Consider the following 12,163-nt stretch of genomic DNA (forward strand, 5'->3'; position numbering starts at 1 on the left):
TGCCGCGGCGCACCGACCTGACCGGCCGCCAGCAGGTTGAGCGCATCGGCATCCCACACCTGAGGCACCGGCAGACCCGCGGCCACCGAAAGCAGGCTGCGGCCCCAGGCATTCTGGCCCAACCCCGGCCCGACCACGCAGACCGTGGCGCGCTCGGCCAGGCCGAGCAGCTGATTGGCCGACGCCAGCGCCGAACACATCACTTCCGGGCGCCGCACCAGCGCCGCCTGCACATGCTCGGGCCGGGTCGCCAGCGACACCAGACCGGCACCGGCGCGTAACGCGCTTTCGGCACTGAGCAGCGCCGCGCCACCCATACCCAGATCGCCACCGACCACCAGCAGGTGGCCGAACTGGCCCTTGTGCGCCAGCGGCGAGCGCGGCGCCAGACGCGGCAGGTTGGCCAGGTCCAGGCGCTGCGCCAGGGCTGGGGCCTGCGCCAGAAGCCGAGGGTCGCCCTGTAGATCGTCGAACTGCAGCTCGCCGCACAACTCAGGGCCGAGACCGGTGAACAGGCCGAGCTTGAGCGCGATGAAGGTCACCGTCACGTCGGCCTGCACCGCCACGCCAAGGCGCGCCCCATGGTAGGCCTGCAGGCCGGACGGGATATCCACCGCCAGCACCGGCAGACCGCTCTGATTGATCATGCGGATGGCCTGGGCATAAGGCTCGCGCACGGGGCCGGCCAGTCCGGTGCCGAGCAGCGCATCGACCAGCACGCCGGCCAGCGGCGCACATTCGCTCCAGGGTCGCACGTCGACTCCGGCGCTGCGCGCCTCGGCACAGGCCTGCGCCGCATCGCCACTCAGCGCCGCCGGCTCGCCCACCGCCAGTACCCGCACCCGCCAGCCGGCGCGTTGAGCCAGCGCCGCGATCAGATAGCCGTCGCCGGCATTGTTGCCGCGCCCGGCCAGCACGGTGATCTCGCCAGCATCCGGCCAGCGCCTGCGCAGCACGCGCCAGGCGGCATGGGCGGCGCGCTGCATCAGTTCGTAGCCGGGGGTGCCGGCAGCGATCAGCGCGGCATCCAGCGCACGCACCTGCTCGGCGCTGTGCAGGCTCAGGGGCAAGGAGGCGGAAAGTGGATGCATGGCTCGCTCGCGGCAGATGTCTGGCAGAATTATACGCACCTCCATCGCTCGCGCCCGCCTCATGTCCGACCACCGCCTCGACCTCAATGCCCTCGCCCAGTCGATCAAGGACTGGGGCCGTGAGCTGGGCTTCCAGCAGGTCGGCATCGCCGACGTGACGCTGGGTGAGCATGAAGCGCACCTGCAGCGCTGGCTGGCTGCCGGCTATCAGGGCGAGATGGACTACATGGCCGCCCACGGCAGCAAACGTTCGCACCCTGACGAGCTGGTGCCCGGCACCCTGCGCGTGGTGTCGCTGCGCATGGATTACCTGCCCGGCGACACGCAGATGGCCAAACGTCTGGCCGAGCCGGAGAAGGCCTATGTGTCGCGCTATGCGCTGGGCCGCGACTATCACAAGCTGATCCGCAAGCGCCTGCAGCAGTTGGCCGAACGCGTGCAGCAGCAGATCGGTCCGTTCGGCTACCGTGCCTTCGTCGACAGTGCCCCGGTGCTGGAAAAGGCCATTGCTGAAAAGGCCGGCCTGGGCTGGATCGGCAAGAACACCCTGGTGCTCAACCGCAAGGCCGGCAGCTATTTCTTTCTCGGCGAGCTGTTCGTCGACCTGCCGCTGCCGGTGGATGCCGCGCACGGCAGCGAACACTGCGGGCGCTGCACCGCCTGCATGGACATCTGCCCCACCGCCGCCTTCGTCGCCCCCTATGTACTGGATGCGCGGCGCTGCATCTCCTACCTGACCATCGAGCTGAAGGGATCGATACCCGAAGAACTGCGCGCGCCCATCGGCAACCGGGTATTCGGCTGCGACGACTGCCAGATCGTCTGCCCGTGGAACCGCTTCGCCCGGCCCACCGAGCAGGGCGACTTCCAGCCACGCCATGGCCTGGACAATACCGAGCTGGCGGCGCTGTTCTTGTGGACGGAAGAGGAATTTCTCAGCCGCACCGAAGGCTCGCCGCTACGCCGCGCCGGTTACGAGCGCTGGCTGCGCAACCTGGCGGTGGGTCTGGGCAATGCACCTTCGACCATTGCGGTGCTGGAGGCATTGAAGGCGCGGCGCGAGCATCCGTCCGAGCTGGTGCGCGAGCATGTCGAGTGGGCGCTTGGGCGACACCAGCAGTGCGGAAGCACCTAGGGTGCGCCGCGCGCACCGTGAGCCACCACTGGCCGGCCACGCGGTGCGCACGGCGCACCCTACGGAACGATGGTTCTACGCGGTCTGGTGGATAGCAGGCAGGGCCTACACCTTCAGGAAATGCTGACGATAGTGCTTGAGCTCGGCAATCGACTCACGGATATCGTCCAGCGCCTGATGGGTCGCGGTCTTCTGGAAGCTGTCCTTGACCTGCGGCGCCCACATGCCGGCGAGAATCTTCAGCGTCGAGACGTCCAGGTAGCGGTAGTGGAAGTAGGCCTCCAGCGCCGGCATGTACTTGTAGAGGAAGCGGCGATCCTGACCGATGCTGTTGCCACAGATCGGCGACTTGCCCTTCGGTACCCACTGCTCGAGAAAGGCGATGGTCTGCGCCTCGGCCGTCGCCGTGTCGATGCGACTCTCACGCACGCGCTGGGTCAGCCCGCTCTGACCATGGGTGCGGGTGTTCCACTCGTCCATGCCGGCCAGGGTCTCGTCGCTCTGGTGGATGGCGATCACCGGCCCCTCGGCAAGCACGTTCAGCTCGCTGTCGGTGACGATGGTGGCCATTTCGATGATCACGTCCCGCTCCGGCTCCAGGCCGGTCATCTCCAGGTCGATCCAGATCAGGTTGTTGGGGTTCTGCATGATGGGGGCTCCTTGGCTCAGACGCCCAGTTTAACAGGCTGCCGAGAAACTACCTGCTAGCCGATATCCCTGCCCTTCATCTGCCACAGCAGCAAGCGGGTCTGCCGCCCCTCGTTCAGCTCCAGCACCTGGTCGGCCGGCACGCCGGGAATTTCGAAGCTGTTGCTGATCAACCAGCATCCGGCACGCATCTCGGTCCTGGCCTTGGCCCACAGCCGCGGCATGGGCACCGGCGAAAGAAAACAGTAAACGCCGTCGAACTCCGCCAGATCAGTGCGCCACAGGCACTGGTAGCGGATGCTGCAGTTGTCCTGCAGCAGGCAGCGCAGCCAGGCGAGGGCGAACAGCAGGGGTGCGGTTTCCACCCCGACGAAGCGCCCGCGGGGAAACTGCCGCGCCAGGTACAACAGCGTCCCGGCCGTACCACACCCCAGATCGACGAAGCTCGGCGGCTGCTCGCGCTCGGCCAACCATTGTTGCAGTTGCTGCCGGGCTCGGCGCCCGCTGAGGTAGAGCGGCACCTGCTCGCGCAGGCTGTTCCAGTTGACCAGCAGCAACAGCACGAACCCCAGGAGGAACAGCCAGGCCGGCAGTTCGGCACGCTGCACCAGCAGCAAGGCGGGAAGGAACGCCAGGTTGATCCACAGCCACCAGCGCGACAGCCCCAGGCGCCAGCCGATGGCCGCCGCCGCCACGCCTTGCACCAGGCTCACCGCCATCAACGGCAGCGGCCGGCCCAACAACGCCAGCAGGTACACCAACCCCACCACCAGGATGATCGCCAGCCCTTGCGCCAGCATCGCCCGCACCAGCGGCAGACGCGTCACCGCTCCCCCTTGCCCCATCGCTACCCGGCTCCCCGTGACGGCGACCGAATCGCCGCCAGGCGCTCATGCTAAACTCGCCGCGATCGACTCTCCACCACCCGGAAGCTCCATGGCCAAACGCCAACTCAATCGCCGCCAGAACTGGCGTATCGAAAAAATCCAGGGCGAACGCGCTGCCCGCGCCGCCAAGCGCGAATCACGCGCTGTGGAAGCACTGGAAGGCGGCGACCTCGGCCCGGAACAGACCGGACTGGTGATCGCGCATTTCGGCGTGCAGGTGGAAATCGAGGGGCTGCAGGGTGAACTGGCCGGGCGGGTATTCCGCTGCCACCTGCGCGCCAACCTGCCGGCGCTGGTCACCGGCGACCAGGTGGTCTGGCGCCCCGGCAACCAGGGCGATGGCGTGATCGTCGCACAGCTGCCGAGAAGCAGCGAGCTGTGTCGTCCGGACATGCGCGGCCAGCTCAAGCCGGTGGCAGCCAACGTCGATCAGATCGTCATCGTCTTCGCGCCCCTGCCCGAACCGCACGCCAACCTGATCGACCGTTACCTGGTGGCCGCTGAACATGCCGGCATCCGTCCGCTGCTGCTGCTGAACAAGGCCGACCTGATCGACGAGCAGAATCAGGTGGCGCTGGAGGCCCTGCTCAAGGTCTATCGCCAGCTGGGCTATCCCCTGCTGGAAGTTTCGGCGCATCAGGGCGATGGCATGGAGCAGCTGAAGAAGCGCCTGGACGGCCACGTCAGCGTCTTCGTCGGCCAGTCCGGGGTCGGCAAATCGTCACTGGTCAACGGCCTGCTGCCGGGCGTCGACACCCGCGTCGGCGCGCTGTCGGAGCTGACCGGCAAGGGCACCCATACCACCACCACGGCGCGGCTATTCCACTTTCCCGGCGGCGGCCAACTGATCGATTCCCCCGGCATCCGCGAATTCGGCCTGGGCCACGTCAGCCGCGACGATGTGGAGGCTGGTTTCATCGAGTTCCACGACCTGCTCGGGCGCTGCCGTTTCCGCGACTGCAAGCACGACCGCGAGCCCGGTTGCGCGCTGCTACAGGCCCTGGAGGACGGGCGCATTCAGGCGCAGCGCATGGCCAGCTACCGCCACATCCTTGCCAGCCTGCCCGAAGACGATTACTGATTGCCCAGCTGATCGAACTGCAGGGCGCCTTCCTCGAAGATGTTCAGCCGCTCGCGCACCTGGCCGGCCGGCAGCGGTTCGTTCGCCGCGCCGCCCGGTGCGGCGCCGTCGGCCGGAGCGGGCGGCTCTTCGCCACCTTGCTCACCCTCGATGGCACGCTGCGCCTTCTTGGTCAGCACCACGATATCGATGCGCCGATTGACCGGGTTGAAGGGATCGTTGCGATCGAACAGCGCCGAGGAGGCGTAGCCCACCACCCGCGCCACCTGCTCATCGGCATAACCGCCGGCGATCAGCGCACGCCGCGCCGCATTGGCACGGTTGGCTGACAATTCCCAGTTGCCGAAATCGCCACGCCCGACGAAGGGCTTGGCATCGGTATGGCCACTGATGCTGATCTTGTTCGGCACCGCGCGAATGGTGTCGGCCATGGCCAGCAGGATGTCTTCGAAGTAGGGCTGCAGGTTGGCGCTGCCGAGGGCGAACATCGGACGGTTCTCGGCATCCACGATCTGGATGCGCAGGCCGTCCTGGGTGATCTCGAACAGGATCTGATCCTTGAAACGCTGCAGCTCGGGGTTTTCCTCGACCTTGTTCTGCAGCTCCTGCAGCACCAGCTCCAGACGCTCGCGCTCGAGCTTGTCGGCCAGGCTTTCGACCTGGTCGGCGTCGATGTCCACGTCCTGGCTATCGGTCAGGTCCTGGATTTCCGGGTTGAGGGTGCGGTCGGGCGCCGGCGTGGGCGAGCCGCCCAGATCGATGGCGTGCGGGCTGGCGCTCTCGGTAAAGCCGATGGGGTCCTGGAAGTAACCGGAAATGGCCTTCTTCTGCTCCGGCGTGGCCGACGACATCAGCCACATGACCAGAAAGAACGCCATCATGGCGGTGGCGAAGTCGGCGAAGGCGATCTTCCAGGCGCCACCATGATGCCCGCCAGCGTTCTTCTTGACCCGCTTGACGATGATGGGTTGGTTGTTTTCCATGGCTCAGCGTCTCGGCTCAGTTGCCACGCATGGCCTGCTCGAGCTCGCTGAAGCTCGGCCGGTGCGCAGGGAACAGCACCTTGCGCCCGAACTCCACGGCCAGGCTCGGCGGCATGCCGGACGCCGAGGCCACCAGCGTCGCCTTGATCGCCTCGTAAAGGTTCAGCTCTTCCTTGGCGTCATGCTCCAGCGCATTCGACAGCGGGCCGAAGAAGCCATAGGAAGCAAGGATGCCGAGGAAGGTACCGACCAGCGCCGTGGCGACCTTTTCGCCGATCTGCGCGTTGTCCGCCTCGGCGAGGATCGACATGGTGATCACGATACCCAGCACGGCCGCGACGATACCCATGGCCGGCAGGCCGTCGGCGATCTTGGCCACCGCATGGGCCGGATGCTCCACCTCCTCCTTGAGGCTGGCCAGCTCCATGTCGAACAGGCCTTCCAGCTCGTGGGGGGCCATGTTGCCGGAGGACATGATGCGCAGGTAATCGCAGATGAACGCCGTCATCCGCGCATCCTTGAGCACGCCGGGGTACTTGCTGAAGATCGGGCTGGCGTTGGGGTCCTCGACGTCCGCCTCGATGGCCATCATGCCCTCGCGGCGGCTCTTGTTGAGGATCTCGTAGAGCAGCTTGAGCACTTCCAGATAGTAGGTATGGGTGAAGCGGGTGCCGAACATGCTCAGCGACTTCTTGAACACCGTCATGAACATGCTGCCCGGGTTGGCCTGGAGGAAGCCCCCCAGGGCCGCCCCGCCGATGATCAAAACCTCGAAGGGATGGACCAGTGCCATCAGTTGACCACCGGAGAGAACGAAGCCGCCGAACACGCACGCAAACACGACGACGATGCCTATGATTTTGACCATAAAGAAGTACTTATGAACTCAAGAAAGAAGGTTATTAAAAACAGCCCTTCTAATTATCGGAACTTATACGCCAGACTATAGCCAGTTAAGGTCAAAAGCCAGATCGGCTCAACCCACATGTCGACGCCAAAGCCCTTGCCACGCACCCTCGACGCCTGGTTGCAACAGCTGGGCAAGCTGCCCCTGCCAATCGAGCAGGAGCAGCATGCGCGCTTGCGTCGCACCCTGAGCGACAGCCGCCGCACCTGGCGCGAGATAGCCGAAGCCATCGAGCTCAGCCCTTCCTTCGCCCTGCAGGTGTTGCGCGAAGCCAACCAGTCGGGCAGCAGCCTCAGCGCCCCCGCCGACAGCCTGGAAACCGCGTTGTCACGTCTCGGCCTGAGTCGCTGCGAAGCGCTGCTCAATCAGGCACCCGCCCTGCCGGAAAACGACATTCCCCTGGCGTTGCGACAGATCCTGCTGATCAGCCAGCACGCCAGCCAGCAGGCCCGCGGCCTGTTCGGCGCCCGGCTGGCGCGCCTGTGGAACGAGCTGCACGGCTGCAGCCTGCTGTTTCTGGCGCCGCTCTGGCCCTTGCTGTGCGCCCATCCCCAGCTGTTCGAGGCCTGGGAGCAGCGCATTCTGCTCAAGGGCGAGCGTCCCGCACGGGTCGAGCAGGAACTGCTCGGCGTTCCGCTGATTCATCTGTGCATCAAGCTGGCGGAGCGCTGGCGCCTGCCGGAATGGATCGTTCAAGGCTACCGCCTGCTGGAACGCGACCGACGCCTGCTGGTCAAGGCGCTGCATATCGCCCGCGACAACGAACACCCGCTGCATCAGCAACAATTGCTCGACGCCGATATCCCGCTGCGCCGCTGGCTGACCCAGCCGAGCAACTGCGTGCTGCTGGCCAACGGCCTGGCGGTATCGGCCCACCACGCCTGGGACACGCCGCACAGCCTGCGCTGGCAACGCCTGACCGGCCTCTATCTGCAGTTGCCGCTGAGCGAACTGCAACAGGAGGTGCACCAGCATGCAGTGAGCAGTGCGCGCCTGATCCACGACGCCGCACTCTGGCACCCGGCCGAGGCTCTGCTCTGGCCCTGGGACGCGCACCGCCTGAAGCCCGCGCCGACTCCAGCGGCCATCCCCAAGCGCGACCATCTCGCCGCCTGGCGCGAGCACTGCGCGCGCCTGCTTGCCGACCCCAGCAGCTTCGCCAACGTGCCGCAACTGACCGCCTGCGCCCGCGATGCGCTGCAGGCCTGCGGCCTCAAGCGCGTACTGCTGCTGCTCGCCGACCGCCAGCACAGTCGCCTGCAGGCCCAGCAGCAGGCCGGCCTCGGCCCCGACGCAGCAACCCTGACCCTGGACCCGGCGCATAGCCAGGTCCTGCGCCGCCTGCTCAGCGAGCCCGGCCAGCTGCGCCTGAGCCCGGCCAATGTCGCGCAGTTCTCGGCGTTGCTGCCGGGCAATCTCAAGGCCCTGTTCCCCAGCGAACACCTGCTGCTGCGCTCGCTGGCCAACAACGGCCGAGTGGTGATGCTGCTGGTCGCCGACCAGGGCGGGCAGCCGCTCAACGAGCTCAGCCTGCAGGCCTTCGCCAAGACCGTGCAGTGCATCGAGCGCGCCCTGGCCAGCTTCTCCAGACGCGCGCGCTGACGCGGGCGGGTAACGCGACGCGCGCTTTCCGCTACAATCGACCTCTTTTCATACGAGGAGGCCGCCATGTCCGCCTTCGACAATCTGCCCCTGGTCATCGAGCCCGCCGAACTGGCCGAGCGCCTGGACGCCGCCGACCTGATCCTGCTCGATCTCAGCGGCGCCGCACGCTATGCCGCCGGGCACATTCCCGGCGCCCGCTGGGTCGATGCCAAGCGCACGCAGCTGGGCCAGCCACCGGCGCCCGGCCTGCTGCCGCAACGAGACCAGCTCGAAGCGCTGTTCTCCGACATAGGCCATCGACCGGACGCCACCTACGTGGTCTACGACGACGAGGGCGGTCCCTGGGCCGGACGATTCATCTGGCTGCTCGACGTGATCGGCCACACCCGCTACCACTTCCTCAACGGCGGCTTGCATGCCTGGATCGGCGAAGGACGCGAGCTGAGCCAGGAAACGCCCCCTGTGCAGCGCAGCCAGCCGTCGCTGACCCTGCATGAGCAGCCCACCGCGACGCGGGACTATCTCCAGTCGCGCCTGGGCGCCAGCGATCTGGCCATCTGGGACGTACGCGGCGCCGACGAGTACCGCGGCGAGAAGCTGAGCTCGGCGCGCGGCGGACACATCCCCGGCGCCGTCAACTTCGAATGGACCGCCGGCATGGACCCGCAGCGCCACCTGCGCATCCGCACGGACATCGCCGACGTCCTGCAGGATCTGGGCATCACCCCGGACAAGGAAGTGATCACCCACTGCCAGACCCATCGCCGCTCCGGCTTCACCTACGTGGTGGCCAAGGCGCTGGGCTATCCCAGAGTGAAGGCCTACGCCGGCTCTTGGGCCGAGTGGGGCAACCTGCCCGACACCCCCATCGAACGCTGAGCCGCATCGCCCATTCGCTGCATGCCGGCAACGACCTTACCCCTCAAGGACACATGATGAAACAACGTCTGTTCATTCTCAGCCAGTACCTGCTTCCCCATCACCTGCTGTCGCGCCTGATCGGCTGCGTCGCCGAGTGCCGTATCGGCTGGCTGAAGAATCGTCTGATCGCCTGGTTCGCCAAGCAGTATCGGGTCGACATGAGCGAAGCCCAGGTCGAGGACCTGAGCGCTTACGAACACTTCAACGCCTTCTTCACCCGCGCGCTGAAAGAGGGTACGCGTCCTCTGGACGAGACCCCCGGCGCCATTCTCTGCCCGGCCGACGGCGCGATCAGCCAACTCGGCGTCATCGAACACGGTCGCCTGTTCCAGGCCAAGGGCCACAGCTTCAGCGCCACCGAGCTGCTCGGCGGCGATGCCGAACGCGCCGCGCCCTTCATGGGCGGCCAGTTCGCCACCGTGTACCTGTCGCCCAAGGACTATCACCGCGTGCATATGCCGCTGGCCGGCACGCTGAAGGAAATGGTCTACGTGCCGGGGCGCCTGTTCTCGGTCAACCAGACCACGGCAGAGAACGTACCGGAACTGTTCGCCCGCAACGAGCGGGTGGTCTGCCTGTTCGACACCGATCGCGGCCCGATGGCCGTGGTGCTGGTCGGCGCGATGATCGTCGCCAGCGTGGAGACCGTGTGGGCCGGCCTGGTCACTCCGCCCAAGCGCGAGCTGAAGAGCACACGCTATGACGCCGAGTCGCGCGGACCTATCGAGCTGGCCAAGGGCGCTGAGCTGGGTCGTTTCAAACTGGGCTCCACCGCCATCGTGCTGTTCGGTCCGCAGCAGGTGCAGTGGGCCGAGGAACTGACCGCCGGCAGCACGGTGCGCATGGGCCAGCTGCTGGGCAACGCGCAGCTCTGAACGATCAGGGAAACTGAACCCGAAGATCGACCATCTGGTCATAGAGCCGTACTCTGGCGAGGCAGCCCTACCCGAGGACGGGCTGCCAGCGCAGCTAGATGCTGCTAGAGTTCGAAAGACTATTACTAGAGCCGCTTGCTTTGCGTGGCCGGAGTATCCGAGTTTGATGGATAAACAGAGTCCCCACCTTCAGTTGTTGCGCGTTCCCACACCGAGCAAGCAAAGCCTCAGCTTCTGCGACGGCAGCCCCCGCGATCTCAAGCGCTGGATCGCCGGTCTGCCCAAGGCGAACATCGGTGAAACCGCGCGCCAGCTGTACCAGAGCCTGGTGGAACTCAACCAACTCCTCACCCCTTCGGAAAACCGCCTGCAACTGCTGGAGCTGCTGCGCCCGGAAGTGAACTTCGTCTGCCAGCACCTGGAGCGGCACTTCCTCAATCAGGCCATCGTGCTCGACGAACGCCCGCGCAAGGTCGCCAACCTGTGCCAGGCCCTGCAGAACCATCTGGCCGTCGGCTACAAGCTGATTATCTCCCGCGCCATGACCCGCAGTGGCAAGGATCGCGACCAGTTGCTCGCCATCGCCCTGCAGCGTGCCAGCCATAGCCTGTGCAGCCCGCTGATTCGCGCCAGCCAGCTGTACTGCCCGGTACCCGAAGGACTCTGGCTGGAGCTGCACCAGCTGTACCAGATCGCTCTCGAGCAGCGCCTGCAGCGCCAGGTCATCCGCGACCCGCTGGCGCGCCACACCCAGGGCCTGAGCACCGAGCAGACCTACGTGACGGCGCTGCTGCTCGGCTGCGCCCGCACCAACCAGATGCGCCAGAGCGGCATCGCCCGCCTGGCAGAAGCGCTGGAACCCTGGAGCGCACTGATCAAGCTGCAACCGGGCGACCAGCCCGGCAGCCTGTTCGTCCTCGCCCCCCAGGTCGACGGCCCGCCGCGCTATCGCTCGCTGTATCAGAGCGGCGAGCTGCACAACCTGCTGGGCATCGATACGCAGCCCCTGGTCGATGCACTCAAGGAGTACCTGGAACTGCCGGAAGACCAGCGCAGCAAATCGCGCCTGCTGATAGCGGAGGGCATTAGTCTCGACTTGCTGCAGCACGTGGCCGCTGCCTGGGGCGATATCGCCGAGCGCACCTTCCAGCGCACCCCGGGGCAGGGCAATCTGACACTATGCATTGGCATGACGGCGCTGCACTTCTTCCTCTCGGGACGCCGCTCCTTCGCCGAGATGCTAAAGCGTCCGGTCGAGGTCGGCGCAGCGGTGTTCAAACCCGCTACCGGCGAGCCCGATGTCTGGTCCAATGCCTTCGACGCCCAACGCAACGCGGCCGACGAGATCCATTTCGAGGAAATCCAGTACACCAAGGTGACGCCCGGCGAGCAGGCGCAGCCCGAGAGCAATGGCGAGAGCTACCCCACCTATCCGCTGGCCATCGTCAATCACAGCCCCGGCGGCTACTGCCTGTCCTGGCCCAAGGAAGTGCCCAGCCAGCTGCAGGCCGGTGAACTGCTGGGCGTACAGGACAACCCAAACCAGGCCTGGAGCGTGGCGATCGTGCGCTGGATCCGCCAGGTCCGCGGTGGCGGCACGCAGATGGGCATCGAACTGATCGCACCGCATGCACAGCCCTGCGGCCTGCAGCTGCTGCGCAAGGCCGAACAGAGCAGCCAGTACCTGCGTGCCCTGCTGCTGCCGGAGATCAGCGCCATCTCGCGCCCCGCCAGCCTCATCACTCCCCGCCTGCCCTTCCAGGAAGGCAGCAAGGTGCTGATCAACGACCAGGGCGAGGAACACCGCGCGGTGCTGATGCGCAAGCAGGTCAGCAGCGGCAGTTTCAGCCAGTTCGAGTATCGTCGGGTGGGCGATGACGAGGGCGCTGCCGGGAAGCCGGTCACAGCCTCGCAAAGCGAGAAGCCTGCCGGGGAGGAAGATTTTGACTCACTCTGGAAGTCGCTGTAGGCTGCGGCCAACTCACCATTTGTCGCCTTTTCGCGCCCGTTCGGCGCGGTATTGACCCCCA

General features: G+C 66.3%; 11 protein-coding genes. 6 read left to right on the plus strand and 5 right to left on the minus strand.

Features of this window, described 5'->3' with window-relative positions:
- On the minus strand, positions 1–1,091 hold a 1,091-nt coding region (locus N7333_RS10510; protein WP_279858819.1), incomplete at its 3' end, for an NAD(P)H-hydrate epimerase.
- A gap of 61 nt (positions 1,092–1,152) precedes the next feature.
- Between N7333_RS10510 and queG the strand changes: the two genes are divergently transcribed.
- Positions 1,153–2,226 (plus strand): tRNA epoxyqueuosine(34) reductase QueG, encoded by a 1,074-nt coding sequence (gene queG, locus N7333_RS10515; protein WP_011920834.1) that lies wholly within the window; start codon positions 1,153–1,155, stop codon positions 2,224–2,226.
- Positions 2,227–2,331: 105 nt separating this feature from the next.
- On the opposite strand, the gene orn is transcribed toward queG, so the two are convergent.
- Together orn and N7333_RS10525 are read right to left on the minus strand one after the other, a co-directional pair.
- Positions 2,332–2,874, minus strand: coding sequence for an oligoribonuclease (gene orn, locus N7333_RS10520; protein WP_003246522.1), 543 nt, complete (start codon positions 2,872–2,874; stop codon positions 2,332–2,334).
- Between the two features lie 56 nt (positions 2,875–2,930).
- Positions 2,931–3,674 (minus strand): class I SAM-dependent methyltransferase, encoded by a 744-nt coding sequence (locus N7333_RS10525; protein WP_177491055.1) that lies wholly within the window; start codon positions 3,672–3,674, stop codon positions 2,931–2,933.
- 136 nt (positions 3,675–3,810) lie between these two features.
- Here N7333_RS10525 and rsgA point away from each other — a divergent pair, with 136 nt between their 5' ends.
- On the plus strand, positions 3,811–4,842 hold the full coding sequence (gene rsgA / locus N7333_RS10530; protein WP_129481835.1) for a small ribosomal subunit biogenesis GTPase RsgA: 1,032 nt from the start codon (positions 3,811–3,813) through the stop codon (positions 4,840–4,842).
- Here the strand turns inward: rsgA and motB are convergent.
- Positions 4,836–5,825 (minus strand): flagellar motor protein MotB, encoded by a 990-nt coding sequence (gene motB, locus N7333_RS10535; RefSeq protein ID WP_129481836.1) that lies wholly within the window; start codon positions 5,823–5,825, stop codon positions 4,836–4,838. The two genes, rsgA and motB, sit on opposite strands and share 7 nt — an antisense overlap.
- Positions 5,826–5,841: 16 nt before the next feature.
- Positions 5,842–6,693 carry a flagellar motor stator protein MotA gene (motA, locus tag N7333_RS10540; RefSeq protein ID WP_003246530.1) on the minus strand — a complete coding sequence of 284 codons (852 nt, stop codon included), beginning with the start codon at positions 6,691–6,693 and terminating at the stop codon, positions 5,842–5,844.
- A 117-nt stretch (positions 6,694–6,810) separates the two neighbouring features.
- On the opposite strand from motA, the gene N7333_RS10545 reads away from it, so the two are divergent.
- The 4 genes from N7333_RS10545 to N7333_RS10560 all read left to right on the plus strand — a co-directional run bounded on the left by N7333_RS10545 (position 6,811) and on the right by N7333_RS10560 (position 12,102).
- The gene (locus tag N7333_RS10545; RefSeq protein ID WP_129481837.1) at positions 6,811–8,334 is read left to right on the plus strand and encodes an HDOD domain-containing protein; all 1,524 of its coding nucleotides are present in this window, start codon (positions 6,811–6,813) and stop codon (positions 8,332–8,334) included.
- 66 nt (positions 8,335–8,400) lie between these two features.
- Positions 8,401–9,216 (plus strand): rhodanese-like domain-containing protein, encoded by an 816-nt coding sequence (locus N7333_RS10550; RefSeq protein ID WP_129481838.1) that lies wholly within the window; start codon positions 8,401–8,403, stop codon positions 9,214–9,216.
- Between the two features lie 56 nt (positions 9,217–9,272).
- Entirely contained in the window at positions 9,273–10,133 is an 861-nt protein-coding gene (asd, locus tag N7333_RS10555; RefSeq protein WP_129481839.1) for an archaetidylserine decarboxylase, read from the plus strand.
- A gap of 166 nt (positions 10,134–10,299) precedes the next feature.
- Positions 10,300–12,102 carry a molecular chaperone gene (locus tag N7333_RS10560; RefSeq protein WP_279858820.1) on the plus strand — a complete coding sequence of 601 codons (1,803 nt, stop codon included), beginning with the start codon at positions 10,300–10,302 and terminating at the stop codon, positions 12,100–12,102.
- Positions 12,103–12,163: the final 61 nt, after the last annotated feature.

Source organism: Pseudomonas sp. GD04158 (assembly GCF_029834875.1).
GTDB lineage: Bacteria > Pseudomonadota > Gammaproteobacteria > Pseudomonadales > Pseudomonadaceae > Aquipseudomonas > Aquipseudomonas hydrolytica.

Bases quoted from the DNA above. Each gene is read 5' to 3' on its own strand.
- queG (WP_011920834.1), top strand. From the start codon at position 1,153: ATGTCCGACCACCGCCTCGACCTCAATGCCCTCGCCCAGTCGATCAAG.
- orn (WP_003246522.1), bottom strand. From the start codon at position 2,874: ATGCAGAACCCCAACAACCTGATCTGGATCGACCTGGAGATGACCGGC.
- N7333_RS10525 (WP_177491055.1), bottom strand. From the start codon at position 3,674: ATGCTGGCGCAAGGGCTGGCGATCATCCTGGTGGTGGGGTTGGTGTAC.
- rsgA (WP_129481835.1), top strand. From the start codon at position 3,811: ATGGCCAAACGCCAACTCAATCGCCGCCAGAACTGGCGTATCGAAAAA.
- motB (WP_129481836.1), bottom strand. From the start codon at position 5,825: ATGGAAAACAACCAACCCATCATCGTCAAGCGGGTCAAGAAGAACGCT.
- motA (WP_003246530.1), bottom strand. From the start codon at position 6,693: ATGGTCAAAATCATAGGCATCGTCGTCGTGTTTGCGTGCGTGTTCGGC.
- N7333_RS10545 (WP_129481837.1), top strand. From the start codon at position 6,811: ATGTCGACGCCAAAGCCCTTGCCACGCACCCTCGACGCCTGGTTGCAA.
- N7333_RS10550 (WP_129481838.1), top strand. From the start codon at position 8,401: ATGTCCGCCTTCGACAATCTGCCCCTGGTCATCGAGCCCGCCGAACTG.
- asd (WP_129481839.1), top strand. From the start codon at position 9,273: ATGAAACAACGTCTGTTCATTCTCAGCCAGTACCTGCTTCCCCATCAC.
- N7333_RS10560 (WP_279858820.1), top strand. From the start codon at position 10,300: ATGGATAAACAGAGTCCCCACCTTCAGTTGTTGCGCGTTCCCACACCG.